The organism is Micromonospora sp. NPDC049102, from assembly GCF_043197485.1.
Taxonomy (GTDB): Bacteria; Actinomycetota; Actinomycetes; order Mycobacteriales; family Micromonosporaceae; genus Micromonospora.
In genome coordinates this window covers 108658-134497 of record NZ_JBICTE010000006.1, presented here as the reverse complement: position 1 = coordinate 134497, position 25840 = coordinate 108658, and the positions used below count along the sequence as shown (strand labels likewise).

Below are 25840 nucleotides of genomic sequence, written 5' to 3'. Positions count from 1 at the left end.
CCCTGCCACGCCGCCGTCGGCGCGGACCACCGGCACCCCGCACCACCGGTCCGCGTCCGCAGGGTGGGCACCGCCGGTGAGCAGCAGCTCAGGGCCGCCGCCGGGGTGGCGGTCACGACGGGACGGACCGGGTACGTCCCCGGGCTGTAGCATCCTGTTCAACTTCCACCCTCTGGACACATAGACTGCCTGCCGATGGACACACAGGTCGCCGACACGTTGCTGGGCTCGCTGATCGACGGGCGCTACCGCATTCGCGGTCGCGTGGCCCGTGGCGGAATGGCGACCGTATACACCGCCACCGACGAACGCCTCGAGCGCACCGTCGCAGTCAAGATCATTCACCCGACCCAGGCGCCCGAGGCGCGGGCCCGGGTCGCCAACTTCGTGGCCCGGTTCACCGACGAGGCGAAGACCATCGCCCGGCTGACCCACCCGAACGTGGTCGCGGTCTACGACCAGGGCACCCACGCCGGCCTGCCGTACCTGGTGATGGAGTACGTCCGCGGCCGCACGCTGCGCGACGTGCTGGCCGAGCGACGCCGACTCAACCCGGACGAGGCGCTGGCCATCGCCGAGCAGATGCTCGCCGCGATCGCCGCCGCGCACCGGGCCGGCCTCGTGCACCGCGACGTCAAACCCGAGAACGTCCTGGTCGCCGAGGCGCCCACCGGCGGCGTCGCCAACCTCGTGGACAGCGTCGTCAAGGTGGCCGACTTCGGGCTCGCCCGCGCGGTCGAGGCCAGCGCCGACGACGAGCAGGGCAACCAACTGATGGCCACCGTGGCGTACGTCGCCCCGGAGCTGGTCACCGAGGGTCGGGCCGATCCGCGTACCGACGTCTACTCTGCCGGCATCGTCCTGTTCGAAATGCTCACCGGTCGGGTGCCGTACGACGGGGACCGTCCGGTGGACGTCGCCTGGCAGCACGTCGACCGGGACGTGCCGGCGCCCTCGACCCTGGTGCCCGGCCTGCCGCCGGCGCTCGACACTGTGGTGCAGCGCGCCACGCGGCGTGACCCGTCCGCCCGGCCCGCCGACGCCGGCGCGCTGCTGGCCGAGGTTCAGGTCGCCCGGGACCAGTTGGGCAACGTCAACAGCACCAGCACCGCCGTACTGCGCCGGGTCACCGACGAGCCGCCGGTCTCCCAGCCGACGATGATGGTCGCCGCGATCCGCCCGGCGGAGCGGCCCACCTGGGCGCGACTGCCCGAGGGAGGCAGCCAGGGCCCGGGCCGCCGGCGAGCAGCACCGGAGCCTGCCGAGGGCCTGGGTGCGCGGTTCACCGAGCTGCGCAACACGGTGCTGGGCAACTCACAGGGTCGTCTGGCTGTCGCGGTCGTGGTGGTGGCGCTGGGCCTGGTGGCCGCGCTGGGCGGCTGGTGGTTCGGCGTCGGCCGCTACACCTCCGCCCCGCAGCTGGTCAGCCTGAGCAAGACCGACGCGCAGGCCCAGGCCGACCGCGCCGGCCTGACCCTGGCGTACGGGGAGCCGCGCTTCGACGAGAAGGCGCCGAAGGACAGCGTGCTGGGGCAGAGCCCCGCCTCGTCCAGCAAGATCGTCAAGGGCGGCACGATCACCCTGACCCTCTCGCTGGGCCCGGAGCGCTTCCCGGTGCCGGATGTGATCGGCAAGGAGTACGAGCTGGCCGAGGCGGATCTGGTCAACGCGCAACTGGTGGTCGCCAAGGGCGCCACCCGCTATGACGACACCCTGCCGGCCGGCGTCGTCCTGGACAGCTCCCCGAAGGTGGGCGCCGAGGTCAAGCCGGGCACGAAGATCACGCTCATCCTGAGCCGTGGCCGGGCACCGGTGACGGTGCCGAACCTGGTGGGCAAGAGCCTGACCGAGGCACGCACCAAACTGGGCCAGCTCGGCCTGACGCCGGTGGAGAGTTTCAAGGACTCCGACAAGCCCAAGGACGAGATCCTCGGGCAGAGCCCGGCCGACGGCGCGGGCGTGGAGAAGGGCACCGAGGTCAAGCTGGAGATCAGCAAGGGCCCGCCGCTGGTCGTGGTGCCCCGGGTTGTCGACCTGCCCTGCCAGCAGGCCAAGCAGGTGCTGGAGAGTCAGGGTTTCCCGGTGACGGTCGCCGTCAACCCGAACGCGGTGGTTCGCATCCAGGCCCCCGGCGAGAATTCGCAGGTGCCTCCGGGCACCCCGGTCGTCATCACGTGCTTCTGATGCCGACAATCTCCACGCGGCCGGTGGGCGCGCACACCCCGACCTCGGGCGGGCTGGCCAAGGCTGCCCTGCCCTACGTCGACGCCACCGGTGCCGCAGCCGTGCAGGTCTACGTCTCCAACTCGCGGGGCTGGGCGCTGCCGCCCGGCGACCCGGCGCAGGACGCGCTGTTCCGCGAGGGCTGCGCCGAGCGGGGCATCCCGGCGTTCATCCACGCCTCGCTGCTGGTCAACCTCGGCTCGCCCACCCCGGCCACCGTCGAGCGATCGGCGCTGACGCTGGCGCACGCGCTGCGCCGGGGTGCGGCGATCGGCGCGCAGGCGGTGGTGTTCCACGCCGGCAGTTCGGTCGACGAGGGGTACGCCGAGGAGGCGATGCGGCAGGTCCGCCGGGAGCTGCTGCCCCTGCTCGACCGGGCCGCCGAGGCCGGCGGGCCGATGCTGCTGGTCGAGCCGAGCGCCGGTGGCGGCCGTTCCCTCGCCTCCCGGGTGGAGCACCTGGGGCCCTACCTCGACGCGGTGGACCGGCATCCGATGCTCGGGGTCTGCTTCGACACCTGCCACGCCTGGGCGGCCGGCCATGACCTGGCCGCCGAGGGCGGGATGACCGCGACCCTGGACACGCTGGCGGCCACCGTGGGGCCGGACCGGCTGCGACTGGTGCACGCCAACGATTCCAAGGATCTGTGCGGTTCCACCCGGGACCGGCACGAGAACATCGGCAAGGGCACCATCGGCGAGCCGGCCTTCGCCGAGCTGATGGCCCACCCGGCCACCGCCGGCGTCCCCGTGGTCGTGGAGACCCCGAGCGAGAAGCAACTGGGCCACAGGGCCGACATAGAAACCCTGACCCGCCTCAACCTTTCAACCCCCACCCCCACCCGCTCGCGGCGGTGATCAAGAGCTTTGCGTCAAAATCCGGTCTTCGGATGACGCAAAGCTCTTGATCGACAGGGAGTGGGTCAGGCGGCGAGGACCCTGGCCAGGACGTTCGAGGCGCGGGTTACCGCCTCGTCGTCGAGGTCCAGGTGGGTGACCAGGCGAGCGGTCCGGGGGCCGAGCACCGAGATCAGTACGCCCTCCTCGCGCGCGGCGGCGGCCAGGGCGCGGGCGTCCAATACGTGCTTGGTCAGGTCCAGCGGAACGAGGTTGGTGCGGACCGTGGTGGCGAGCACCCCGAACGGCGCGACCGCCTCGGCGAGCCGGGCCGCCCTGGCGTGGTCCTCGGCGAGCCGGTCGACGTGGTGCGCGAGCGCGTACCGGCCGGCGGCGGCGAGGATGCCGGCCTGGCGCATGCCGCCGCCCATCCGCTTGCGGATCATCCGGGCCCGTTCGATCTTCTCCGCGCTGCCCACCACCAGCGAGCCGACCGGCGCGCCGAGCCCCTTGGAGAGGCAGACGGACAGCGTGTCGAACAACCGGCCGTACTCGGTCAGCGGCACCCCGTCGGCGACGTGCGCGTGCCAGATCCGGGCGCCGTCGCAGTGCAGCGCCACTCCCGCGTCGTCGGCGACGCCGCGCAGCTCCCGCAGGGTGGCCAGCGGGATCACGCCGCCACCACCCCGGTTGTGGGTCTGCTCGACGGCGATCGCGCGGGTGGGCACGGCGAAGTAGCCGTCCGGACGGATCATCCGGGCGACCACCTCCGGGTCGATGTCCGCGCCGACGGCCGACCAGGTCCGCGAGGAGATCCCGCCGTACGCGGCGGCGGCGCCGATCTCGTACGTGACCACGTGCGCGTCCGCGTCGCACAGCAGTTCGTCGCCGGGCGGCACCACCAGTTGCAGGGCGATCTGGTTGGCCATCGACCCGCTCGGGGCGAAGAGCGCCGCCTCGTGCCCGAACAGCGCGGCGACCTCCGCCTCCAGCGCGTTGACGGTGGGGTCGTCGCCGTAGACGTCGTCACCGACCTCGGCGGCGACCATCGCCTCGCGCATCCCGGCGGTCGGCCGGGTCACCGTGTCGGAACGCAGGTCAACAAGCTCAGCCACAGTCATCCTCTCAACAGCCGGTCGCGGGTCTCGCACACCTGGCCACGGTCATTCTTCTCGGCGGCCGACAGGGGCCGCAGCCTCGGAGCCGGCCTTTCGGCGGCCGACAGGGGCCGCAGCGTCAGCCTCGCAGCCGGCCTGCAGGCTGCCGACCGCGGGGCTCGCAAGCTCACTCCTCGCGTCAGCCTCGGAGCATCTCCGCCACGAGGAAGGCCAGCTCCAACGACTGCTGGGTGTTCAGCCGAGGATCACAGGCGGTCTCGTACCGGTCGGGCAGGTCGAGGTCCTCGATGCCCTGGGCACCGCCGAGGCACTCGGTGACGTCCTCACCGGTCAACTCGACGTGGATGCCGCCGGGGTGGGTGTCCAGGCCACGGTGCACCTCGAAGTAGCCGAGCACCTCGTCGACGATGCGGTCGAAGTGCCGGGTCTTGTAGCCGTTGGACGACTCGTGGGTGTTGCCGTGCATCGGGTCACACTGCCAGACCACCTTGGCGCCGGAGGCGGTGACCTTGGCCACGATCGGCGGCAGGGCGTCGCGGACCCGGTGGTTGCCCATCCGGCTGATCAGGGTGAGCCGGCCGGGGATGTTGTCCGGGTTGAGCTTCTCGCACAGCTCGATCGCCTCGTCCGGGGAGGTCGTCGGGCCGAGCTTGACGCCGATCGGGTTGGCGATCCGGGAGATGAAGTCGATGTGCGCGCCGGTGATCTGCCGGGTGCGCTCGCCGACCCACAGGAAGTGCCCGGACAGCCCGTACGCCCGGCGGTCGGAGACCCGGGTGAGCGCCCGGTCGTACTCCAGGGCCAGGGCCTCGTGGGAGCAGTAGAGGGTGACGGTCCGCAGCGCCTCGTCGTCGGTCATCCCGCAGGCCCGGATGAAGGCCAACGCCCGGTCGATCTCCCGGGCGATCGCCTCGTAGCGCTCCCCCGCCGGGGAGGTCCGCACGAAGCCCTTGTTCCAGTCATGGACGGCGTGCAGGTCGGCGAGCCCGCCGGCGAGGTACGCCCGCAGCATGTTCATCGCGGCGGCCGAGTTGGCGTACGCGCGGATCATGCGCTGCGGATCGGCGACGCGGGCGGCGGGATCGGCCTCCAGCGAGTTGATCATGTCGCCGCGGTACGCGGGCAGACCACGCGCGTCGGTGGGCAGCGAGCGGGGCTTGGTGTACTGGCCGGCGACCCGGGCGACCTTGACGACCGGCAGCGACGCGCCGTAGGTGAGCACGATGGCCATCTGCAACAGGGTGCGGGCGTTGGCCAGCAGATGACTCTCGGTGTTGTCGGCGAACGTCTCGGCGCAGTCACCGCCCTGGAGCAGGAACGCCTTGCCCTCGCAGACCAGCGCCAGCTTCTGCCGGAGCTGGTCCACCTCGTAGGGCGCGACGACCGACGGCACGGTGTCGAGCACCTTGCAGACCTCGGCGACGGCGGCCGGGTCGGACCACGGTGGGACCTGCTCGCGGGGCAGCTCCCGCCAGCGGTCCAGACCGAGGGCGGCGTCCTCGGCGGAGTCGACGGTCGGACGGCTGGTCTGCAGGCCCGGGCTGCCCACCGCGGGATGGCTCAGCTGATGCCACTCATGGCGCATGAGAGAAAGCGTACGGCGACCGTGGGTGTGACCGGGCGGCGAGGGTGACGGTTCCGGCAAGTGGGAGATCGATCCCACCGATGCCGGTCAGGACGCGGGTGAGGGAGCGAGCCCCTTGGGCGAGGGCTTGGCGGCCGGATGGCCGCCTGGCGCCTCACCGGCGATGCACCAGTCGCCGCCGTCCCGCGTGACGGTGAACAGCAGCGGACGGGTGACCGTGCTCTTGCCGGCGGTGACCGAGACCGAGACGCTGACCTCCTGCCCGCGCTTGCCCGCCCGGACGTCGGTGATGGTCGCCTGGGGCACCTCGAAGTGGTCGGCGAAGTCGCCGTTCGGGCCGGTGGCGGCGAGGTCGAACCCGCCGTGCAGCAGCGCGCAGAGCTGACTGCGGCCGGCGGCGACGTCCTTGGCCATCATCGCGTCGAGGTACGCCTGCACGCGCTCGCGGGACCGGGCGGCGGCCTCCTCGGCGGGCGACCGCTGGACCGCGGTCTCCTGGGCGGGGGCCCCCTGCGGCTTGGCGATCTGCTCGTCGGCGTCGTCGCGGCCGATCCCGCAGCCGGCCAACGAGGCCGGGAGCAGCACGAACGCGGCGGCGGCCACCACCAGCCCGCGGTGGATCGAGCGCATGACCACCTCCGTCGACCAGGGAAATCGAGACCTGCCGAGCCGCGAGTCTGCCATATCGGGCCCGACCCGCCCAAGGCCTGCGACCCGGCCGACGCTGGGCGTCGACCGGGCCGCTACGGCACGGGCAGGGAGGGGCGGTGCGGGCCCCTCCCCGCCGTGTGGGGTGGTGCGTCGGCCTTCGGCTCAGCCGAGACCGCCCTTGATGGCGCCGATGAGCTCACCATTGCTGGTGTCGCCGGAGAGCTCCCAGAAGAAGGCGCCGCCGAGGCCCTGGTTGTTCGCGTACGTCATCTTGCCGTTGATGGTCGACGGAGTGTCGTAGCTCCACCAGTTGCTGCCGCACTTGGCGTACGCGGTGCCGGCGATCGTGCCGGTGGCCGGGCAGGTGTTCTTGAGGACCTTGTAGTCCTCGATGCCCGCCTCGTAGGTGCCCGGTGCCGCGCCGGTGGCGCTGCCACCCGGTGCGGCCTGCGTGACGCCCGTCCAGCCCCGGCCGTAGAAGCCGATGCCGAGCAGCAGCTTGCTGGACGGGACGCCCTTGCTCTTGAGCTTCTGGATCGCCGCGTCGGAGTTGAAGCCCTGCTGCGGGATACCGGTGTACGACGTCAGCGGCGAGTGCGGGGCGGTGGGGCCCTGGGCGTTGAAGGCACCGAAGTAGTCGTACGTCATCGGCATGAGCCAGTTGAGGTTGCCGATGGCACCGGCGTAGTCGGTGGCGTCGATCTTGCCGCCGTTGCTGCCGTCCGCGGTGATCGCGGCGGTGACGAGGGCACTGGACCCGAACTTCGACCGCAGGGCGCCGATGACGTTCTTGAACGCGTTGGGACCGCTGGTGTCGCAGCTCAGACCGCAGGCGTTCGGGTACTCCCAGTCGACGTCGATGCCGTCGAAGACGTCCGCCCAGCGCGGGTCCTCGACCAGGTTGTAGCAGCTCTCGGCGAACGCGGCCGGGTTCTGGGCGGCCTGCGTGAAGCCGCCGGACCAGGTCCAGCCACCGAACGACCAGATCACCTTGAGGTGCGGGTTGAGCGCCTTGAGCTTGCGCAGCTGGTTGAAGCTGCCGCGCAGCGGCTGGTCCCAGGTGTCGGCGACGCCGTCCACGCTCTCCGCCGCCGTGTACGCCTTGTCGTAGTCGGCGTAGCTGTCGCCGATGGTGCAGCGACCACCGGTGGTGTTACCGAAGGCGTACAGGATGTGGGTCAGCTTCGCGGCCGAGCCGCTGGTCTGGATGTTCTTGACGTGGTAGTTGCGCCCGTAGACGCCCCACTCGGCGAAGTAGCCGACGACCTTCTTGCCGCCCGTGTTGGGCGGCGGGGTGGTGGTCGGGGGCGCGGTGGTCGGCGGTGCGGTGGTGGGCGGCGCCGTGGTCGGGGGTGCCGTGGTGGGCGGCGCGGTCGTGGTCGGTGGGGTCGTCGGGGTGCCGCCGCCGCAGGGCGCGCCGTTGACGGTGCAGTTCAGCGGCGCCTTGTACGCGCCGGTGCCGTTGTAGCCCCAGCTGAACGACGCGCCGGGGGCGAGCCCTCCGGCCCAGCTCTTCTTGACCGCGACGTAGTGGTTGCCGCTGCTGGTGACGTCGGCGTCCCACGCGCTGCTGATGGTGGTGCCGGACGGCAGGTCGAACTCGATGCGCCAGGTGGCGACCGTGGCGCTGGTGCCGTTGGTCACGGTTACCTTCGCCTCGTGACCGGTCCCCCAGTCCTGTGCCTTGGCGAACGTGGTGGTGACCGTGCCGGCGCCGAACGCGGTCGTCATCGGCACCGCCGCGACGGTCACGGCGACCACGGCGCCGGCCCAGAGGGCCCGACGGAGCGATCTTTTCATGAGGCGTCTCCCGTACTGTTAGGAAACTTTTCAAAAGATGGTGAGACGGTACTCACACCGTCATCACTTCGTCAAGATGTCCATGTTTCGATTTACCCCGATGCGCGGAATGCGCCTCTCACGCCCCGTCCCGGCGGGACGACACTCGGGGCGTAGCCTCGGGCCATGACCGTCTTCGACATCCCGATCGGCGCCCTCAACGGCGGCCCCGCCGACCTCGACCGCTACCGCGGCAAGGCGCTGCTGGTCGTCAACGTCGCCTCCCGCTGCGGCCTCACTCCGCAGTACGCCGGCCTCCAGACCCTCGCCGACACGTACGCCGAGCGCGGCCTCGTGGTGCTGGGCGTGCCGTGCAACCAGTTCGCCGGACAGGAGCCGGGTAGCGCCGCCGAGATCAGCGACTTCTGCCAGGTCAACTACGGGGTGACCTTTCCGCTGACCGAGAAGGTCGACGTCAACGGACCCGAGCGGCACCCGCTCTACGCCGCGCTGGTGTCCACGCCGGACGCCGACGGGCACACCGGGGACGTCCGCTGGAACTTCGAGAAGTTCCTGGTGGCGCCGGACGGCACTGTCGCCGCCCGCTTCGCCCCGACGGTCGAGCCCGACTCCGACGACCTGCGCACGGCCATCGAGAAGGTCCTCCCAGCCTGACGCCCCACCCCGAACGCCCCCAACCGGGCAGCGGAGTTGTCCGGGGAGCAGGTGCCGCCGGAGGCGCGGGGGCCGGGGAGCAGGCGCCGCCGGAGGGTGGCGCGTTCCGTGAAGCCCGTCGCACGACATTGTGTGCGCAGTACGTTGTGCAGGACCGGCTCGCGCAACCAGAGGTTCGTGCAACAACCCACCGCATCGGTCGGGAATGCGTCGTGGGTGGACGGAGTTGGGAAGCAGCATGACAACTGTGGGACTGATCGGCAGCGGCAACATCGGCGGCACCGTGGCCCGACTGGCGGTGGACGCCGGCTACGACGTGGTGCTGAGCAACTCGCGCGGGCCGGAGACGCTCACCGAACTGGTCGACAAGCTGGGCGAGCGGGCCAGCGCCGGCACGTCCCAGGACGCGGCGCAGGTCGGCGATCTGGTGGTGGTCACCGTGCCGCTCAAGGCGTACCGGGCGGTGCCCGTCGAACCGCTGGCCGGCAAGGTCGTCATCGACACCAACAACTACTATCCGGAGCGTGACGGGAACTTCCCGGAGCTGGACTCGGGCGAGACCACCAGCAGCGAACTCCTCCAGCGGCACCTGCCGGAGTCGCGGGTGGTGAAGGTCTTCAACAACATCTACTTCGTGGGCCTGGCCGCGCTGGCCCGGCCGTCCGGGGCCGCCGACCGCAGCGCCCTCGCCATCGCCGGTGACGACGCCGCCGCGAAGGCCGAGGTCACGGCCTTCCTCGACCGGATCGGGTACGACGCGGTCGACGTCGGCCCGCTCGCTGAGGGCTGGCGCTACCAGCCGGACACCCCGGCGTACGGCACGCTCTACTCCGCCACCCCTTCCGACTGGCAGCACCCCGCACCGGGGGACGCCGAGAAGCTGCGCGCCGCCCTGGCCGCCGCCACCCGCTGAGCACCGCCGCCCTCCGGAGGACCGCCTACCGGGTGGCCCTCCGGAGAGCGGCCGCCAGTTCGTCGTCGTAACTGGCGATGGGCTGGCCGTCGACGTCGTACGCCACGAGCCGGCCCTGCGCCATGCTGGCCGACCGGAACGAGAACGTCCGCGTGCCGGGATAGGCCTCCAGCAAGGGAATGCTCCGAGGCGCGCCGCCCGGGGCGGAGTAGTAGTCCAGCCGGGCCACCCGTGCGGAGACAACCCCATTGACCCGTACCTTGGTCTTTTCCGCCCGCGTGCCGAACGTGACCGGCGCGGCGGTGTTGTAGGCGGCGCACTCGGCCGGACCCCGGCAGACGAAGAAGTATCGCGGGTTGACCACGTCGTCGAGGATGTACGCCTTGAACGTCGGGTCCGCCCCGGCGGGCAGCGGTTGTACGGCGAAGAAGGCGAGGGCCACCGCGCTCGTGATGCCCACTCGCAGCCATGCCCGTCGGGCGGACGGACGACGGCCGCCCCGGGCGACGGCGACCGTGGCACCGCCGAAGCCGACCAGGCACAGCAGGCACGTCCCGACGGTGCGGGCGTTCTCGAACAGGAACTGCACGCCCGGTCGCGTCGACACCGGCCCGAGGACCGCGCCCAGCGAGAGGACCATGGCGGCGAGCAGCGCCATGCCGGCCACCCGCTGGGTGACGCCGGACGCGCCGACCAGCAGCATCGCGGCGAGCACCGGCCACATCTGGTGGTGGGTCCAGGACACCGGGGACGCGGCGACCGTGGCGCAGCCGACGAGCACGGCGGCGTGGCCGGGGCGCTCCTGCGCGGCCAACTGCCGGGCGCGCAGGAGCGCCACCCCGCAGATCGCCGCGACCAGAGCGGCCCAGAGCACGGGCAGGGCCGCCTCGCCGACGCCGACCCGTAGCAGCACTCCCATGCACCGACTGGTTGCCCAGCGACGCCAGGTTGCCGATCCGTGAGGTCTGCCGGACGGCCTCGGTCCAGTAGGTCCAGCTCTCGCCGGGCAACACGAGCGCCGCCAGCCCGGCAGAGCCCACGAAGGTCGCCGCCGCACGCCCGGCATCGCGGTAGCGCCCGCTGACGAGGAAGTAGACGACGAACAACAACGGTGTCAGCTTGATCGCCGCCGCCACCCCGACCAGCATTCCCCGCAGCCGTGGCGGGACGACGCCGATGCCGTCCAGCAGTGCCAGCAGCAGGATGAAGATGCTGACCTGCCCGAACCGCAGGTTGCTCTGCACCGGCGCGCCGACAGCATCAGCGTCAGGGCGGAAACCGCCACGACCAGCGGGCGGCGGGACCGATCGGCGCTCAGCGCGACACCGACCATCCCGGCGATGGCGACGACCGCCGCGCACGTCGCGACCAGCCAGATCCCCTGGAGTACGCCCTCAGCGACCACGCTGATCGGGGCCAGCACCAGTGCGGCGAACGGTGGATAGGTGAACGGCCCACCGTTCGCGGCGCGGTACTCGTACAGCGGGCGGCCGGCGTGCAGATCGGACAGTGCGCCGTAGTAGATGTGCAGGTCGGAGAGCCGGTCATGGCGTGTCAGCACGAGCACACAGGACACCGTCGCGACGACGCCGAAGGCCGCCCACACCAACGCCACCCGACGATCCCGCATCGCCCGAGAATAGGCGAACGCAAGCCGGGCGACGCCCTGTAGTCAAGTTCTCACTGTGTTCAGTCGAGTCGCGTCGCCACTTGTCCTGCCCGGCTCCCGGCTCCCGGCTGGAAGCATGATCTGCGCTGAAGTCCAGGAGAGCAGATCATGCCTACCAGGCCACCGCACTACCTCCGCGTCGCCGACGACATCGCGCGCAGAATCAATTCCGGGGAGTACCCACCCGGCCATCAACTGCCCTCGGTCTCGGATATCGGCGAGACGTGGCACGGTCGACTGCCTACCGGGCCGTACGCGAACTGCACCAGCGGAACCTGATGTACGGCCAACAGGGGCAGGGCGTCTTCGTCGCCGAATCGGAGTAGCCAGCGCGGCAGCGGCAGCAGTTTCGGTCCCGGAGTCAGGTCACCCCTCGCCGAGCGGCAAGATCACGCTCGATCATGGATCTAGTGGCATCTTCTCGACGCAGAGGCCACTACATCCTGGATCGAGCACGATCTTGCGGCGGCGGCGGCGGCGGCGGCGCAGCGCCTGCGGCGGCGCAGTGCCCGCGGCGCGGCGGAGAGAAACATGGCGTGTACAACTTGCGCGAAAGTCTCACGCACGGGACTCTGTCCGTGGGTTGCCGCCCGCTCACCGAACGTGCCTCGGAGGCGACATGCACACGCTCCGTACCGCGTCCCGCCGGCTGTTGGCCGGCACCGGCGCGCTCCTGCTCGGCACCGCCGTCGCCGCCGTGCTCCCGGCACCGGCCAGCGCGGACAGCGTCGGGTACGTCCGACTCGCCCACCTCTCCCCCGACACTCCGGCGGTGGACGTCTACCTCGCCGCCCCCGACGCCGCGAAGCCGAGGGTCTTTCCCGGCGTCGGCTACGGCGTGGTCTCCGACTATCTCCAGTTGCCTCCGGGCCGGTACGCGGTGGCGATGCGCGACGCCGGCGCGCCCGCCAGCGACCCGCCCGTGCTCACCACCGAGGTGGCGGTGAGAAGTGGCGGCGCGTACACCGTCGCCGGTGTCGGCCGGCACGCCGACCTGGGGCTGCGGGTGCTCACCGACGACCTGAGCGCTCCCGCACAGGGCCGGGCCAAGGTGCGCGTCGTGCAGGCGTCGGTGCGGACGCCCGTCCTCGACGTGGCCGCCGCCGAGGGTCCGACGATCGCCGACGGCGTGCAGTTCGCCACCACCACGGACTACCAGCAGGTGGACCCGGGCACCTGGCGGCTGCGGCTGACCGGCGCGGGCGGTCCGAGCGCCGACGCCGAGGTGCGGCTGACCGGGGGCGCGGTCTACTCGCTGCTGGTGCTCGACGGCAGGCAGGGCGGGCTCACTACCGAGCTGCGGCAGGACGCCGAGGGCGGCACCGTCGTACCGGCGGGCGGGGTGGAAACCGGCGCCGGTGGCACCGCCGGGCGCGGGCTCGGGGCGTACCCGATGGTGGCCGGCGGTCTGGCCGCGGCGGCCGTGGTGGCGAGCCTGCTCCTGTGGCGCCGGCGGCGGCGCACCACCTGGTGAGCGCCGGCGCCGCGATCCGACGGCACCGCGCCCGTCGGGCACCGCTGGCCTCGCTGGTCGCGGCCGGCGCGGCGGTCTGCCTGGCCGCCGGCAGCGGCGTCGGGCTCGCGACGACCGGGCCGTCCCCGGTCGCGACCTGGCACCCCGGCTGCGCCGACGGCTGCGCCTCGGTGACCGCGTCCGTGGCCGCGTCGCCGCGACCGCAGGGTCCACCCACCCGGGTACGCGTGCCGCGCATCGGTGTCGACTCGGCGCTCACGGTGCTGGGCCTGGACCGCGCGGGCGCGCTCGTCCCGCCGGCCGATTTCGACACGGCCGGCTGGTACGGGGGCGGCCCCGCCCCGGGCGACACCGGTCCGGCGGTGCTCGCCGGGCACCTGGACTCGCGCCGCGGCCCGGCGGTCTTCGCCCGGCTGGGCGAGCTGCGGGCCGGCGACCGGGTCCAGGTGTGGCGCGGCGGCCGGTGGTTGTCGTTCCGGGTGACCGGGTCGCTGCGCACCCGCAAGGATCAGTTTCCGACGGCCGTCGTCTACGGGCCGACGCCCAACGCGGAGCTTCGCCTGGTCACCTGCGGGGGTGACTTCGACCGGCGGCGGGGCCACTACGTCGACAACGTGGTGGTGTTCGCGGTCACCGACGCCCCCGGGCCGGTTCTGCCGACGTCCGCGGCGGGCTGAGGGTTTGATCGACTCGGGTTCCAGGGAATCGCGGCATCCGACGCAAGCGGACACCGCGGTTTCCATGAACCCGAGTGGATCAACAGCGCGGCGGCGCGGGACTGTCAGAGCGGGCGACGGCCGGCGAAGCCGCACTCGGCGCGGTGGTACCAGCGCACGTCGGAGTCGCCCTCCAACCAGCACCAGAGCACGGCGCGGCCGTCGCGCTCGCCCGGAAAGTCGAGCAGCACCGGCGCGATGCCCTTGACCTGGATCTCGTGCTGGTGAAGCTCGTCGACGACGGCGTGCAGCCGGGCCTCCAGACCCTTGACCTCGGCCATCCCGCCGAGCGCGCTGACGCCGTGGTCGGCCAGGTCGACGCGCAGCTCGGCGAGGTCGGCGCGGATGCGGATCAGCTCGTCGACACGCGGTTGGAGGGTGGCCACCAGGTGCCGGGCCTGGGCGAGAGTGAACACGCCGCCAGTATGCGGCACCCACCGCGCCGCGGGGACCCCGCGCGGCCCGGTCAGTCGGCCTGGGCGGCCAGTTCGCGGGCGCGGTCCCGGGCCGCCTCCAGCGCGGCGAGCAGCGCGGCGCGGACGCCGTGCTTCTCCAGCTCGCGGACCGCGGAGATGGTGGTGCCGGCCGGCGAGGTGACCGCCTCGCGCAGCTTGACCGGGTGCTCGCCGGAGTCGCGCAGCATCACGGCGGAGCCGATGGCGGTCTGCACGATCAGCTCGTGTGCCACCTGGCGGGGCAGCCCGAGCAGGATCCCGGCGTCGATCATGGCTTCCACCAGCAGGTAGAAGTAGGCCGGACCGGAGCCGGAGAGCGCGGTGACCGCGTCCTGCTGCGACTCGGGCACCCGGATGGTCTGGCCGAGGGGCTTGAACATCTCCTCGGCCAGGCTCAGGTGGGCCCCGGTGGCGTACGCCCCGGCGGAGATGGCCGTCATCGCCTCGTCGACCAGCGCCGGCGTGTTGGTCATGACCCGGACCACCGGCGTGCCCTCGGGCAGCCGGCGGTTGAAGAAGCTGGTGGGCAGCCCGGCGCAGAGCGAGATGACCAGCTTGTCGGCGGGGACCTTGGGGCCGATCTCGTCCAGCAGCGCGGCGGCGTCCTGGGGCTTGACCGACACGGCGAGCACCGCGGCCTCGTCGACGGCGGTCAGGTTGTCGACCACGCGGACGCCGTAGCGGGTGGTCAACTCCTGCGCGCGGGCGGGTCGGCGGGCGGTGGCGAGCAGCCTCTCCACCGGCCATCCGGAGCGCAGCAGGCCGGAGAGCATCAGCTCGCCGATCTTGCCCGCGCCGATCACCGCGACCGTGTGCACCCCGGCTGACATCTGGGCCGTACCCCCTTGAGGTCGGGTCGCGGCGCGGCGGGCCCGCAGGCTCGCCGCGCCGCCTGCCGTCGATCAGCTGCCGAAGAAGACCTCGGCCTCTTCGTACCGCTCCAGCGGCACGGTCTTCAGCTCACGGGTGGCCTCGGCGAGGGGCACCCGGACGATGTCGGTGCTCTGCATCGCGACCATCTTGCCCCAGTCGCCGTCGTGGACCGCGTCGATGGCCTGCAGACCCAGCCGGGTGGCGAGGACCCGGTCGAAGGCGGTCGGGGTGCCACCGCGCTGGATGTGACCCAGCACCACGGTGCGGGCCTCCTTGCCGGTCTTGGCCTCCAGCTGCTCGGCGAGCCACTGGCCGATGCCGCCGAGGCGGACGTGGCCGAACGAGTCCAGCTCCTGGTTGTGCAGCACCATCTGGCCGTCGAGCGGCTGGGCGCCCTCGGCGACCACGACGATCGGGGCGTACTGGTGCTGGAAGCGCTTCTCGACGTAGCCGGCGACCTGCTCGACGTCGAACTGCCGCTCGGGCAGCAGGATCACGTTGGCGCCGCCGGCCAGGCCGGCGTGCAGGGCGATCCAGCCGGCGTGCCGGCCCATGACCTCGACGACCAGGGTGCGGTGGTGGCTCTCCGCGGTCGTGTGCAGGCGGTCGATGGCCTCCATCGCGATGTTGACCGCGGTGTCGAAGCCGAAGGTGTAGTCGGTGGCACCGAGGTCGTTGTCGATCGTCTTCGGCACGCCGACCACGTGCACGCCCAGCTCGTAGAGCTTGGTGGCCACGCCGAGGGTGTCCTCGCCGCCGATCGCGATCAGCGCGTCCACGCCCTGCTCGGCGAGGTTGTCCTTGATCCGCTCGACGCCGTTCTCGATCTTGAACGGGTTGGTGCGGGACGAGCCGAGGATGGTGCCGCCGCGGGGCAGGATGCCGCGCACGTCGGCGATGCCGAGGGGGCGGGACAGACCCTCCAGCGGGCCCTTCCAACCGTCCCGGAAGCCCACGAACTCGTGACCGTAGGTGGCGACGCCCTTGCGGACCACCGCCCGGATGACCGCGTTGAGACCCGGGCAGTCGCCGCCGCCGGTGAGCACGCCGATACGCATGATCCGCTCATCCTCCTGGAGCATCAGGTAAAGCCCGATATGCCCCAGGATATGTGTCACGTCAGACCATCGGCGCCGTTGCCGGCCCGGGGCGGGCCGTCACTGCGCACTGTAGTCGCACCTGACCACGCGACGACAGCGCCCCGGGGGGCGACGGCTCAGTAGGTCACCTCGTGGTTCTCCCCGGCCGACGGCGGACGGCCCGTGACGGCGGCCTTCGCGAGGCCGAGCAGGTTGACCACGGCACTGCTCGGCGAGTCCCAGTACTCGGCGGAGCTGGCGTGCACCTTGACCAGGGTCAGGCCGGGCGTGTCCAGCCCGTCCGGGAACCAGGCCCTGAGCAGCGGATTCCACAGCCGCTTGGCGCGCTCGGTGTCGGAACTCTCACTGGCGGTGCCCGAGATCGACACCCAGGCGTTGTTCTTCTGGTCCGAGAAGGCGACGTTGACCTCCGGGTTCACCCGGATCTGACGCATCTTGGCCGAGTCGGCGTAGGCGAAGAACCAGAGGTCACCGTCGAAGTCCGCCTCCTGCAGCCCCATCGGCCGGCTCACCTGCCGCCCGTCCAGCCCGATCGTGGTGAGCATGCAGATCCGTGCGGCGCGGATCAGCTCCGTGACACGCGCCCGGCCGTCGGCGACGCTGGTCGGATCATTGCTCATGGCGGTCTCCCTCGGCTCGGCTGTCGAACCGATGCCCAGGACAGAACCGGTCAAACGTACAGACGTATGACCATCGTTCAGCGCGTCATCATCGCCCGCCAGCGGGCCAGGTTGTGCCGGGCGTCGACCAGGGCGTCGTGCCGGGCGGCGTCCGCGTCCGGCAGGTTCGGCCGACCCCGGTCGTCCCAGAGCTGCCGCAGGTCCTTGGTGAACCGGGGGATCTCCCGGGGCAACGCCGGCATCGCCCCCCAGAGCTGGGCGAGGACCACGTGGTCGTACGCCGCGTACCAGGCCCACAGCTCCAACTGCTCACCCGGCCGGTCCCGGACCGGTTCCATGAGGAAGTCGTACAGGTCGTCGCGGATGCGCTCCCGCGAACGCCAGGCCCGGTCGGCCGGCGACGGCAGCCGGTCCAGCACGTTACGCCGTACCCAGGGCACGGCACGGGAGTCGTCGAACTCGGTGGAAACCGCGTAGAACTCGCGGCCGTACTCGTCGACGACACCGATCGAGACGAGGTCGACGGTCCGGCCGTCCTCGATGAACTCGCAGTCGTAGAAGTAGCGGTAGACCATTCCGGACATCCTCACCCACCGCCGTCCGTCGGCGCGCGGCGGGGCCGGGTGCGAGCCCGGCCGGTCCGCCGTGGGCCGGCGGCGAACCGGGCCGCCGACGCCGCTGCGGCGACGACCCAGGGGGTACGCCGCAGCTCGCGACGGTCACGGAAGTGCTTCAAGGGGTGTACAGCAAGCGACCGGACCGTCATGATCTGATGTGTACCGCTACCGGATGCCGAACCGGTGTCAGTTCACCTCGTCAGGGCCATCAGGTTCACCCGGTGAGCGATTGTGTGGTCCATGACCGGGGAGGGGTTGGGCCGTGGAGATGCGCCTGCCGGAGCCGGGTGACGCGCTCACAGGTGTCGAGATGTTCGCCGGGCTGGAGCCCGAGGTGCGCCAGCGTGTCATCGCAGCCGCCGTTCCGCGCACCTACCGCAAGGGTCAGTTGCTCTTCGTCGAGAACGACCCGGGCGAGTCGCTGATCGTGCTGCGCCGCGGCGCGGTCGCCGTGTTCCGCACCGCGCCGACCGGCGAACGGGCGGTGCTGTCGGTGATCCGTCCGCCGGACGTGCTCGGCGAGGTCTCCCTGCTGGACGCCTCCACGCGGTCCGCGTCGGCCGAGGCCATCGAGGACTGCGCGGCGCTCGCGCTCTCCCGGGGCGCGTTCATGGAGCTGGTGCACTCCAACCCGCGCATCCTGGACGCGGTGATGAGGTCTCTGGGCGGGCTGATCCGCCGGCTCACCGAGCAGAACGCCGACCACGTCTTCCTCGACCTGCCGGGCCGGGTCGCCAAGACGCTGGTCCGGCTGGCCGGCGAGAGCCAGGCCCCGATGATCACGATCGAGCTCAACCAGAGCCAGTTGGCGGAGATGGCCGGTGGCTCCCGACAGAGCGTCAACCAGGCCATCGGCTCCTTCGCCAGTCGTGGCTGGCTGCGGACCGAGGGCCGCCGGATCGTCGTCACCGACGTGGCCGCGCTGCGCCGACGCGCCGGCATGAACGACCGCTGAGCCGACTCGCCAACCCCGGGCGGGGGGCAGCGCGGGGCCCGCACATCCGAAACGGCCGGGTCGCCGTGGGCGGCCCGGCCGTTCCGTCGTGTCATCGACGCCTGGCTCAGACTCCGGGGCTACCCGGGCCGGCCCACTTGTTCGGGCCCTTGCTGTCGCCGCCCGCGCCGGACTGCTCGCTGACGATGCCCTCGGCCTGCAACGTGGCGAGCGTGGCGGCGTCGACGTCCACCGACTCTCCCGCCGAGTGATCGACGCCGTTGCCGTCGGTCCAGTCATTCTCCAGCTTGACGTACACCATTGACCTGTCCCCCTCTGGTCGCTGATCGAATATGTGGCGGACTGAATGTAGTCGGTCAGACCGTTGGTGGACTGTCCACAAACCAACAGGCCGGTACCTGACAGCCCGTCCGACGGCGATACTCCTTGCGGGTGACGGCGCTGGGGGGGCGCCGGCCGGTATCGCCAGTGGAGGGTGTGTCATCGCCGCGCAGTGTGGGCGCTGTGGACGCACGGCCGCCGACGGTGACCGCTTCTGCGGTGGCTGCGGCGCCGAGCTGGGTGCCGTCTGCCCACATTGCCTGCGTCCTCTCGCCTCGGACGTCGCGTTCTGCACCTCCTGCGGGTCGCCCCGACCGGGCACGGACCGGTCCGCCACGCCCGCCCCGCAGGAGGACCGCCGGCGGGTGAGCGTGCTCTTCGTCGACCTCATCGACTCCACCCCGTACGTCGAGCGGGCCGACCCGGAGCAGGTCCGTGGCATGCAGACCGGCTTCTTCTCGGCGGCCCGCCGGGTGGTCGGCCAGTACGGCGGGGTGGTGGAGAAGTACATCGGCGACGCGGTGATGGCGCTCTTCGGCGCGCCGATCGCCACCGAGACCGACGCGCTGCGCTGTGTCCGGGCGGGGCTGGAGCTGCAACGGGTGCTCACCCGCTTCGCGCCGACCGGCAGCACCGAGATGCGGTTCCGGGTGGGCGTGGCCACCGGCGAGGCCCTCGTCGACGTGGCCGCCGCCCGCGACGGCGGGCAGGCGATCGTCGCCGGCGACGTGGTGAACACCGCCTCGCGGATGCAGTCGGTCGCGCCGCCGGGAGGCGTGCTGGTCTGCGGCACCACGCACGCCCTGACCAAGGACGCGATCCGCTACGAGGAGCAGCCCCCGGTCACCCTGCGCGGCCGGTCGACGCCGACCGAGGTGTGGCTCGCCCTGTCTCCGGTGCGCCGCCAGCCCACCGACCGGGAGCCGGACACCACGCCCCTGGTGGACCGCGAGCACGAGCTGGGCATGCTGGTCAACGCCCTGCACCGGTCTCTGCGTGACCAACTGCCCCAGGTGGTGACGATCTTCGGCCGGGCCGGGATCGGCAAGAGCCGGCTGCTGCGCGAGCTGTACCGGCACACCGGCCGGCTGGTCGACGAGCCGCTGACGTGGCGGACGGGGCGCTGTCCGCCGTTCGGGGAGAACGTCACGTTCGCCGCGCTCGCCGACATCGTCAAGTCCGAGGCCGGCATCCTCGACACCGACCCGGCCGCGAGCGCGGCCCAGCGACTGGGTGCCGCGGTCGGCGAGCTGATCGGGCCGGGCGAACGCGACCGGGTGGTCGACGCGCTGCGCCCACTGGTCGGGCTGCCCGGTACGCCGTTGCCGGCGGAGGAGGCGGAGTCGGCGTGGCGGCGTTTCCTGCTGGCGTTGGCGGCCCGCCGCCCCACCGTGCTGGTCTTCGAGGACCTGCACTGGGCCGACGACGCGATGCTGCGCTTCGTGGAGCTGCTCGGCGCGGCCGCCCGCGACGTGCCGCTGCTGCTGCTCTGCACCGCCCGCCCCGAGCTTGTCGACCGGGACCCGAGCTGGGCCGGGACGATCACGGGTTCGGTGACCATCACCCTGCCGCCGCTGCGGGACACCGGCATCGCCGCCCTGTACGCGCACCTGTTCGGCCAGGCGGCGTTCTCCGCCGACATGCTGACGCCGCTCATCGAGGTGGCCGGCGGCAACCCGCTCTACGCGCACGAGTACGTCCGGATGCTGATCGAGCAGGGCGCGTTGCGCCAGTCCGGGCGGGGCTGGTCGCTGGACAAGCAGCTCGAACTGACCATGCCGGACAGCGTGCACGCGGTGATCGCCAACCGCGTCGACCTGCTGGACGCCAAGGACCGGGCGGTGCTGCTCGCCGCCTCGGTGGTCGGGGTGCAGTTCTGGCCGGGCGCGGTGGCCGCCGCGCTGGGCCAGCCGGTCGAGTCGGTCGAGCGCGCGCTGCGCCGCCTCGAACAGCGCGACTTCGTGCACGAGCAGGCCGCGTCGACCATGGCCGGGCAGGCCGAGTTCCGGTTCCGGCACGTTCTGGTGCGCGACGTCTGCTATCAGCGGCTGCCGAGAACCGAGCGGGTGGCGCGGCACGAGCGGGCGGCGGACTGGCTCGACGCGCTGTCGCAGAGCCGCGACACCGACCTGGCCGAGGTCCTCGCCCACCACCGCTGGGCGGCCCACGAGATCGCGCGGTCCCTCGGCATGGCGATCCGGCGGTACGCGGGGCCCGCGCGGCAGGCGCTGCACCGGGCGGCCCGCCGGGCGTACGCCCTGCACGGGCTGGATGCGGCGGCGAGCCACGCGGGCCGGGCGCTGGGTCTGGCCGACGACAGCGATCCGGTGGGCCGGCTGCAACTGGAGCTGCTGAGTACGGAGATCTCGTTCTACCGGGACGGCAACGCGTTCCTCTCCGGCGGTGGGACCGAGCAGGTGCACGCGCTGGCCGACCGGCTGGCGGCGCACGGCGACGACGCGTGCGCCGCACGGGCCTGGACGCTGCTCGGCCAGGCGGCGTGGCTGCGCGCCGAGCGGGGCGAGGCGCTGGCCTGCCTGGACCGGGCGGTGCAGCTCTTCGAGCCGCTGCCGGACAGCCCGCAGAAGGCCGACGCGTACGCCGAGCTGGGCCGCCTGCACATGCTCAACTACGAGCGCGACCCGGCCGTGTCGGCGGCGGACACGGCGGCGGAGATCGCGGAGCGGCTGGGCCTGACCGAGACGCGCACCAACGCGCGGATCACCGCGGCCACCGCCCGCTACCAGGCCGGCGACCGGGTCGGCCTGGACGAGTTGCACGCGATCGTCGAGTTCAGCCGGGCCGGTCAGCTGCTCGCACTGCCCCGGGCCACCCAGAACCTGGCCTGGGCCATCCGCGAGGAGGGCGACTGGCTGCGCTCGAACGCCCTGCTCTCGGCCGCGCCGGCGCGTACGGCCAGCGGGCAGACGTTGACCACCAGCTATTCGGCCGAGGCGATGCGCGCCTGGTTCGAGGGTGACTTCGGCCGGCTGCTCGCCGCGGCGGAGGCGTTCGTGGACACGCCGACCGGCAGTTGGGACATGCAGGTGCGGGGTTTGCGCTGCTGCCTGCTCGTGCTGCGCGACGACGAGGACCCGGCCGACCTGGTCGACGCGCTGACCACCGCCCGGCGCAGCGGCTTCCACCGCCTGCGCTGGACGATGCTGGGCATGGCGGCACTGTGCCGGGCGTTGCAGGAGCGCCACGCCGAGGCGGCGGAGTTGATCGACGAGCTGGAGCGCTCCTGGTCGGAGGTGCCGGCGCTCGCCAGCGGCGAGTGGATCGCCGCGGCCGCGTACGCCGGTGCCCTGGCCGGCCGGGACGCCGCGGTGCGGGTCCGGGCGATGCTCGACCGGGTCGGACATCGGACACCGTGGTCGGAGGCGGCGCTGCGCACGGTGACGGCTGCGGTGGCGGCGGCGGACGGCGACCACCGACGGGCGGCCGAGCTGCACCTGGCCGCCGCCGAGACGTACGGACGGATCCCGGACGCGAGCGACCGCGTGCTGGCGCTGGCGCTGGCGGCCGCGGAGCTGATCCGTGCGGGCGACCCGGCCGGCGCGCGAGCGCCGCGCGCCGAGGTCCGCACCTTCGCGCTGCGCAACGACGCCCCGGGCCTGCTGGCGCTGGCCGGGAGGCCGGTCAGCCCGACCGGGCCGGCCGTCGCCTGCTGACACACGCTCTAGGCGGCCACCGGCGTCTTGAGCTTCTGCGCGTAGATGTCGACGTACTCACGGCCGGTGAGCTCCATCAACTCGTACATGATCTCGTCGGTGACCGCGCGCTCGACGAACCGGTCGCCGGCCGTTCCCGCGTAGCGGGAGAAGCCCAGGGGTACGCCGAGGCGGACCCGCACCCGGCCGATCCGCGGGATGAGCCTGCCGGGCGGCTGGAGTTCGTCGGCGTTGAGCATCGCCACCGGCACCACCACCGCGCCGCTCTCCAGGGCGAGCCGGGCCACGCCGGTCTTGCCCCGGTAGAGCCGCCCGTCCGGGGAGCGGGTGCCCTCGGGGTAGATGCCGGCCACCCCCTGAGCGCGCAGCACCCGCAACTGGGTGTCCAGAGCGGCGCGGGCGGCCTCGCCGCCGGAGCGGTCCACGGGGATCGTGCCGGTGCCGACGAAGAACATCTTCATGAACCAGCCCTTGATTCCCTTGCCGGTGAAGTACTCCGCCTTGGCAACGAAGGTGACCCGCCGCGAGACGATCAACGGAATGAAGATCGAGTCGAAGAAGGAGAGGTGGTTGCTGGCCAGGATCACCGGGCCGGTCGCCGGCACGTGGTGCAGCCCCTCCACCTGCGGCCGGAAGATCAGCTTGAGCAGCGGACCGAGGAGAACGTACTTCAACAGCCAGTAGAGCACCGGCATCCTTTCCGAGGGGGCCCACGACAGCGCCGGGCGCGTCGCCGACGAGCCTACGAAGCGAGCGCTCGCACCACAACGGACGGACGCCCACCTCGGCACGCCGCGCCTCCTGCCGACGACCAGCGGACCGGACAGGCGCGCGGAGATCCCCGCAACATCAGGGTCGTTGCTGCTCGGTCGAAGACGATCATCGAGATCGCACGTCTCGCGCAACAACGGACAAAGAGCCACCGCCGTGACCAGCGGGAGCGCCCCTGAGTTTCCAAGACGCGACACAACGCACTCCCGGAACCGGCCCCTGACGTGTCACGATTCAGAGCACGGCGTGCGGACGGGCGTCGAGGGGGCAGGGTGGCCGCGCCGCAGGGCGCGTTGAGGAGGATTGCCGGGTGTCAGCGGGTGGGGCCCGCCGGGGACGGCGGGACAACGGGCTCGACGCGAGCGAGTACGCCGTGGTCGGCGACGTCGATCCGCGCGTCGGCGAGCACCTGCTCGACGTCCTGGCCGCCGGGGGGATCGCCGCCTACCTGCAACCGTCGGCCGACCTCAACCCGGTCACCCGCACCACCACCGTCCCGGCCCGCCCGGTCGACCGGCTCTACGTCGACCGTTCGCACCTGAGGACCGCTCGCGACTACCTCACCCAGCTCGCCGACGAGAGCGCCCCGGAGCAGCCACCGGCCCGCGACGAGCCGGACATCGACGCCGAGTGGGCCCGGATCGTGGCCGGCTTCCACAGCACCTCCCCCAGCACCGACGAGCGGCCGTGGCCGGCCGCGGAGGACGTGGACGAGCGCGACGACCAGGACACCCGGGACGAGCCGACCGCCGGACCACTCGCCCGCTCCGGCGCCGACGAGGCCGGGCCGACCGCGACCGACGTCCGTCGGCTGCCGTCGGCGACGGACTTCTCCGGCATCTCGGTCGGCCGCAACACCCGGGACGACGAGCCGTCGCTGCTCGACGGTCTGGACACCTTCGGCGCCGACCTGCCGGACGACGACGAGGACACCTACCACCCGCCACCGCCGCCACCGCTACCCCGCGTCTCCAAGTACGCGGTCGTCGGCGCGCTCGCGGTGGTCGTCGGGTTCGTGCTCTTCCTCTTTCCGTCGCTGCTCCCGGTGGACCGCTCGGCCGTCACCCTGTTCGGGTTCACCGGCATCCTGGCCGGTTTCGTCACGCTCATCTGGCGGCTGCGGCCCGGCGACGAGGAAGACGACGACCCGGACAACGGCGCGGTGGTCTGACCCGGCCCGTATCGCGGGACACGACCGCCCTCACTTCGGGCGTAACAGTGGTGTAACTTACTGTCAGTAGGAATACCGCTGTACGTCACTTCCCCCGCTGACCGACCGGTTTTTCCTTGCTCGTGGCGGTCAGTCCTCTGCTGATCGGAATGCCCGAGATGCGAAAGAGCTCTCTCGTGGTGGTGGCCAACCGCCTCCCCATCGACGACAACCAGGCCCCCGACGGGGCCTGCGAGTGGCGGCGCAGCCCCGGTGGGCTGGTCAGCGCGCTACACCCGCTCCTGCGGCACACCCCGGCGATCTGGGTCGGTTGGGCCGGCGGCACCGGCCCCGCGCCCGCCCTGCCGGACGTGGACGGCGTCCACATGCACACCGTCGCCCTCAGCCAGGAGGACCTGCGCGACCACTACGAGGGGTTCGCCAACGCGACCCTCTGGCCGCTCTACCACGACGCCGTCGAGCAACCCGAGCACCACCGCCGGTGGTGGGAGGCCTACCAACGGGTCAACCAGCGGTTCGCGGAGGCGACGGCCGAGGTGGCCGAGCCGGGTGGCGTGGTCTGGGTGCAGGACTACCACCTCCAACTCGTACCCGGGCTGCTGCGCGCGCTGCGCCCCGACCTGCGTATCGGCTTCTTCCTGCACGTGCCGTTCCCGCCGCCGGAGCTGTTCATGCAGCTACCACGCCGGGCCGAGCTGCTGCGCGGCATGCTCGGCGCCGACCTGGTCGGCTTCCAGCGCGCCCAGGCGGCGCACAACTTCGCCCAACTGGTCACCCGCGTACTGGAGTTGCCGGCCACCGACCGTCGGATCGGGATCGACGACCGGGTGGTCCGCATCGGCGCGTTCCCCGTCTCGATCGACACCGCCGAGATGGCCGCCCTCGCCGCCCGCCCCGACGTGGCCGCCCGCGCCCGCCGCCTCCGCCAGGACCTCGGCGACCCTCGGCAGGTCATCCTCAGCGTGGACCGGATGGACTACACCAAGGGCATCGAGCAGCGACTCAAGGCGTACAGCGAGCTGATCGCCAGCGGCGACGTCAAGGTCCGCGACACGGTGCTCGTCCAGGTCGCCATGCCGAGCCGGGAACGTGTCGGTCAGTACCAGATCCTGCGCGAACGCATCGAGCGCGAGGTGGGCCGGATCAACGGCGAGTTCGGGCGGGTCGGCGAGCCCGCCATCCACTACCTCACCCAGCCCTTCGACCGGGCCGAGTTGGCGGCGCTCTACCGGGTCGCCGACGTGATGGCGGTGACCCCGCTGCGCGACGGGATGAACCTGGTCGCCAAGGAGTACGTCGCCGCCCGGGTGGACGACAGCGGGGCGCTGCTGCTCAGCGAGTTCGCCGGCACCGCCGCCGAGCTGTCCCAGGCGTACCTGGTGAACCCGCACGACCTGGAAGGGCTCAAGCAGGCGCTGCGGACGGCGCTGCGGGCCGACCCAGCGGACGCCACCGCCCGGATGCGGGCGATGCGCGCCCACCTGCACGAGCACGACATCCGCGCCTGGGCCCGCTCCTACCTGAGCGCGCTGGACGAGACCGGCGCGCTGGTCGGCCGCCTCACCAGCACCGACGGCACCGCCCGGGTGCCTCGTCCGGCGACCCGGGCGACAATCGCCACCCAACACACCGGCGGCTGACCGG

General features: G+C 72.2%; 22 protein-coding genes and 1 pseudogene. 10 read left to right on the top strand and 13 right to left on the bottom strand.

The genetic code is table 11. The features are described from left to right. The first annotated feature begins 195 nt into the window (after positions 1-195). Both pknB and ACGFH9_RS09305 read left to right on the top strand, forming a co-directional pair. On the top strand, positions 196-2184 hold the full coding sequence (gene pknB, locus ACGFH9_RS09310) for a Stk1 family PASTA domain-containing Ser/Thr kinase (RefSeq protein WP_393217100.1): 1989 nt from the start codon (positions 196-198) through the stop codon (positions 2182-2184). Continuing rightward, entirely contained in the window at positions 2184-3080 is an 897-nt protein-coding gene (locus tag ACGFH9_RS09305) for a deoxyribonuclease IV (RefSeq protein WP_393217099.1), read from the top strand. Before pknB ends, ACGFH9_RS09305 begins: the two co-directional genes overlap by 1 nt. 65 nt (positions 3081-3145) lie before the next feature. Here the strand turns inward: ACGFH9_RS09305 and ACGFH9_RS09300 are convergent, their stop codons facing one another. The 4 genes from ACGFH9_RS09300 to ACGFH9_RS09285 all read right to left on the bottom strand — a co-directional run bounded on the left by ACGFH9_RS09300 (position 3146) and on the right by ACGFH9_RS09285 (position 8213). Continuing rightward, on the bottom strand, positions 3146-4180 hold the full coding sequence (locus ACGFH9_RS09300; protein ID WP_393217098.1) for a threonine aldolase family protein: 1035 nt from the start codon (positions 4178-4180) through the stop codon (positions 3146-3148). Positions 4181-4355: 175 nt separating this feature from the next. Next, on the bottom strand, positions 4356-5762 hold the full coding sequence (locus ACGFH9_RS09295; RefSeq protein ID WP_355236549.1) for a class II 3-deoxy-7-phosphoheptulonate synthase: 1407 nt from the start codon (positions 5760-5762) through the stop codon (positions 4356-4358). 87 nt (positions 5763-5849) lie between these two features. Continuing rightward, complete coding sequence (locus ACGFH9_RS09290) at positions 5850-6392, bottom strand: hypothetical protein (RefSeq protein ID WP_393217097.1); 543 nt, start codon at positions 6390-6392, stop codon at positions 5850-5852. Between the two features lie 183 nt (positions 6393-6575). Next, entirely contained in the window at positions 6576-8213 is a 1638-nt protein-coding gene (locus ACGFH9_RS09285; protein WP_393217096.1) for a glycosyl hydrolase family 18 protein, read from the bottom strand. Between the two features lie 165 nt (positions 8214-8378). On the opposite strand from ACGFH9_RS09285, the gene ACGFH9_RS09280 reads away from it, so the two are divergent. Both ACGFH9_RS09280 and ACGFH9_RS09275 read left to right on the top strand, forming a co-directional pair. Beyond that, positions 8379-8867, top strand: a complete 489-nt coding sequence (locus tag ACGFH9_RS09280) for a glutathione peroxidase (RefSeq protein WP_393217095.1) — start codon at positions 8379-8381, stop codon at positions 8865-8867. Positions 8868-9105: 238 nt separating this feature from the next. Further along, a complete protein-coding gene (locus ACGFH9_RS09275; protein WP_355236538.1) occupies positions 9106-9780 on the top strand; it encodes an NADPH-dependent F420 reductase in 675 nt (224 codons plus the stop codon). Between the two features lie 25 nt (positions 9781-9805). Here the strand turns inward: ACGFH9_RS09275 and ACGFH9_RS09270 are convergent, their stop codons facing one another. Together ACGFH9_RS09270 and ACGFH9_RS09265 are read right to left on the bottom strand one after the other, a co-directional pair. Further along, positions 9806-10699 (bottom strand): hypothetical protein, encoded by an 894-nt coding sequence (locus tag ACGFH9_RS09270; protein WP_393217094.1) that lies wholly within the window; start codon positions 10697-10699, stop codon positions 9806-9808. A gap of 49 nt (positions 10700-10748) precedes the next feature. Further along, positions 10749-11410, bottom strand: a pseudogene (locus tag ACGFH9_RS09265) (glycosyltransferase 87 family protein); the annotation flags it as partial. Positions 11411-12068: 658 nt separating this feature from the next. Between ACGFH9_RS09265 and ACGFH9_RS09260 the strand changes: the two are divergent. Both ACGFH9_RS09260 and ACGFH9_RS09255 read left to right on the top strand, forming a co-directional pair. Continuing rightward, positions 12069-12923 carry a DUF4397 domain-containing protein gene (locus ACGFH9_RS09260; protein ID WP_393217093.1) on the top strand — a complete coding sequence of 285 codons (855 nt, stop codon included), beginning with the start codon at positions 12069-12071 and terminating at the stop codon, positions 12921-12923. Further along, the gene (locus ACGFH9_RS09255) at positions 12893-13600 is read left to right on the top strand and encodes a class F sortase (protein ID WP_393217092.1); all 708 of its coding nucleotides are present in this window, start codon (positions 12893-12895) and stop codon (positions 13598-13600) included. Before ACGFH9_RS09260 ends, ACGFH9_RS09255 begins: the two co-directional genes overlap by 31 nt. 104 nt (positions 13601-13704) lie before the next feature. Here the strand turns inward: ACGFH9_RS09255 and ACGFH9_RS09250 are convergent, their stop codons facing one another. The 5 genes from ACGFH9_RS09250 to ACGFH9_RS09230 all read right to left on the bottom strand — a co-directional run bounded on the left by ACGFH9_RS09250 (position 13705) and on the right by ACGFH9_RS09230 (position 17262). Further along, positions 13705-14055 carry a DUF2203 domain-containing protein gene (locus ACGFH9_RS09250; protein WP_393217091.1) on the bottom strand — a complete coding sequence of 117 codons (351 nt, stop codon included), beginning with the start codon at positions 14053-14055 and terminating at the stop codon, positions 13705-13707. 50 nt (positions 14056-14105) lie between these two features. Then, positions 14106-14924 (bottom strand): pyrroline-5-carboxylate reductase, encoded by an 819-nt coding sequence (gene proC / locus ACGFH9_RS09245; protein ID WP_393217090.1) that lies wholly within the window; start codon positions 14922-14924, stop codon positions 14106-14108. A gap of 72 nt (positions 14925-14996) precedes the next feature. After that, positions 14997-16025 carry a 6-phosphofructokinase gene (locus ACGFH9_RS09240; protein ID WP_355236984.1) on the bottom strand — a complete coding sequence of 343 codons (1029 nt, stop codon included), beginning with the start codon at positions 16023-16025 and terminating at the stop codon, positions 14997-14999. Positions 16026-16183: 158 nt separating this feature from the next. Continuing rightward, positions 16184-16687, bottom strand: coding sequence for a pyridoxamine 5'-phosphate oxidase family protein (locus ACGFH9_RS09235; protein WP_393217089.1), 504 nt, complete (start codon positions 16685-16687; stop codon positions 16184-16186). A gap of 77 nt (positions 16688-16764) precedes the next feature. Beyond that, positions 16765-17262 carry a polyadenylate-specific 3'-exoribonuclease AS gene (locus ACGFH9_RS09230; protein ID WP_393217180.1) on the bottom strand — a complete coding sequence of 166 codons (498 nt, stop codon included), beginning with the start codon at positions 17260-17262 and terminating at the stop codon, positions 16765-16767. Between the two features lie 304 nt (positions 17263-17566). Between ACGFH9_RS09230 and ACGFH9_RS09225 the strand changes: the two genes are divergently transcribed. Then, positions 17567-18259 carry a Crp/Fnr family transcriptional regulator gene (locus tag ACGFH9_RS09225; protein WP_007463121.1) on the top strand — a complete coding sequence of 231 codons (693 nt, stop codon included), beginning with the start codon at positions 17567-17569 and terminating at the stop codon, positions 18257-18259. 106 nt (positions 18260-18365) lie between these two features. Here ACGFH9_RS09225 and ACGFH9_RS09220 read toward each other — a convergent pair whose 3' ends face one another. Then, complete coding sequence (locus ACGFH9_RS09220) at positions 18366-18560, bottom strand: hypothetical protein (protein WP_393217088.1); 195 nt, start codon at positions 18558-18560, stop codon at positions 18366-18368. Positions 18561-18678: 118 nt separating this feature from the next. Between ACGFH9_RS09220 and ACGFH9_RS09215 the strand changes: the two genes are divergently transcribed. Then, positions 18679-22254, top strand: coding sequence for an ATP-binding protein (locus ACGFH9_RS09215; protein ID WP_393217179.1), 3576 nt, complete (start codon positions 18679-18681; stop codon positions 22252-22254). Positions 22255-22262: 8 nt separating this feature from the next. Here ACGFH9_RS09215 and ACGFH9_RS09210 read toward each other — a convergent pair whose 3' ends face one another. Then, the gene (locus ACGFH9_RS09210) at positions 22263-22943 is read right to left on the bottom strand and encodes a lysophospholipid acyltransferase family protein (protein ID WP_393217087.1); all 681 of its coding nucleotides are present in this window, start codon (positions 22941-22943) and stop codon (positions 22263-22265) included. Positions 22944-23335: 392 nt separating this feature from the next. On the opposite strand from ACGFH9_RS09210, the gene ACGFH9_RS09205 reads away from it, so the two are divergent. Continuing rightward, complete coding sequence (locus ACGFH9_RS09205) at positions 23336-24196, top strand: DUF308 domain-containing protein (protein WP_355236508.1); 861 nt, start codon at positions 23336-23338, stop codon at positions 24194-24196. 158 nt (positions 24197-24354) lie between these two features. Next, positions 24355-25836, top strand: coding sequence for a trehalose-6-phosphate synthase (locus ACGFH9_RS09200; protein ID WP_393217086.1), 1482 nt, complete (start codon positions 24355-24357; stop codon positions 25834-25836). Positions 25837-25840: the final 4 nt, after the last annotated feature.

Bases quoted from the DNA above. Each gene is read 5' to 3' on its own strand.
- ACGFH9_RS09260 (WP_393217093.1), top strand. From the start codon at position 12,069: ATGCACACGCTCCGTACCGCGTCCCGCCGGCTGTTGGCCGGCACCGGC.
- ACGFH9_RS09275 (WP_355236538.1), top strand. From the start codon at position 9,106: ATGACAACTGTGGGACTGATCGGCAGCGGCAACATCGGCGGCACCGTG.
- ACGFH9_RS09200 (WP_393217086.1), top strand. From the start codon at position 24,355: ATGCGAAAGAGCTCTCTCGTGGTGGTGGCCAACCGCCTCCCCATCGAC.
- ACGFH9_RS09290 (WP_393217097.1), bottom strand. From the start codon at position 6,392: ATGCGCTCGATCCACCGCGGGCTGGTGGTGGCCGCCGCCGCGTTCGTG.
- pknB (WP_393217100.1), top strand. From the start codon at position 196: ATGGACACACAGGTCGCCGACACGTTGCTGGGCTCGCTGATCGACGGG.
- ACGFH9_RS09220 (WP_393217088.1), bottom strand. From the start codon at position 18,560: ATGGTGTACGTCAAGCTGGAGAATGACTGGACCGACGGCAACGGCGTC.
- ACGFH9_RS09285 (WP_393217096.1), bottom strand. From the start codon at position 8,213: ATGAAAAGATCGCTCCGTCGGGCCCTCTGGGCCGGCGCCGTGGTCGCC.
- ACGFH9_RS09230 (WP_393217180.1), bottom strand. From the start codon at position 17,262: ATGGTCTACCGCTACTTCTACGACTGCGAGTTCATCGAGGACGGCCGG.
- ACGFH9_RS09270 (WP_393217094.1), bottom strand. From the start codon at position 10,699: ATGGGAGTGCTGCTACGGGTCGGCGTCGGCGAGGCGGCCCTGCCCGTG.
- ACGFH9_RS09235 (WP_393217089.1), bottom strand. From the start codon at position 16,687: ATGAGCAATGATCCGACCAGCGTCGCCGACGGCCGGGCGCGTGTCACG.
- proC (WP_393217090.1), bottom strand. From the start codon at position 14,924: ATGTCAGCCGGGGTGCACACGGTCGCGGTGATCGGCGCGGGCAAGATC.
- ACGFH9_RS09305 (WP_393217099.1), top strand. From the start codon at position 2,184: ATGCCGACAATCTCCACGCGGCCGGTGGGCGCGCACACCCCGACCTCG.
- ACGFH9_RS09295 (WP_355236549.1), bottom strand. From the start codon at position 5,762: ATGCGCCATGAGTGGCATCAGCTGAGCCATCCCGCGGTGGGCAGCCCG.
- ACGFH9_RS09300 (WP_393217098.1), bottom strand. From the start codon at position 4,180: ATGACTGTGGCTGAGCTTGTTGACCTGCGTTCCGACACGGTGACCCGG.
- ACGFH9_RS09240 (WP_355236984.1), bottom strand. From the start codon at position 16,025: ATGCGTATCGGCGTGCTCACCGGCGGCGGCGACTGCCCGGGTCTCAAC.
- ACGFH9_RS09280 (WP_393217095.1), top strand. From the start codon at position 8,379: ATGACCGTCTTCGACATCCCGATCGGCGCCCTCAACGGCGGCCCCGCC.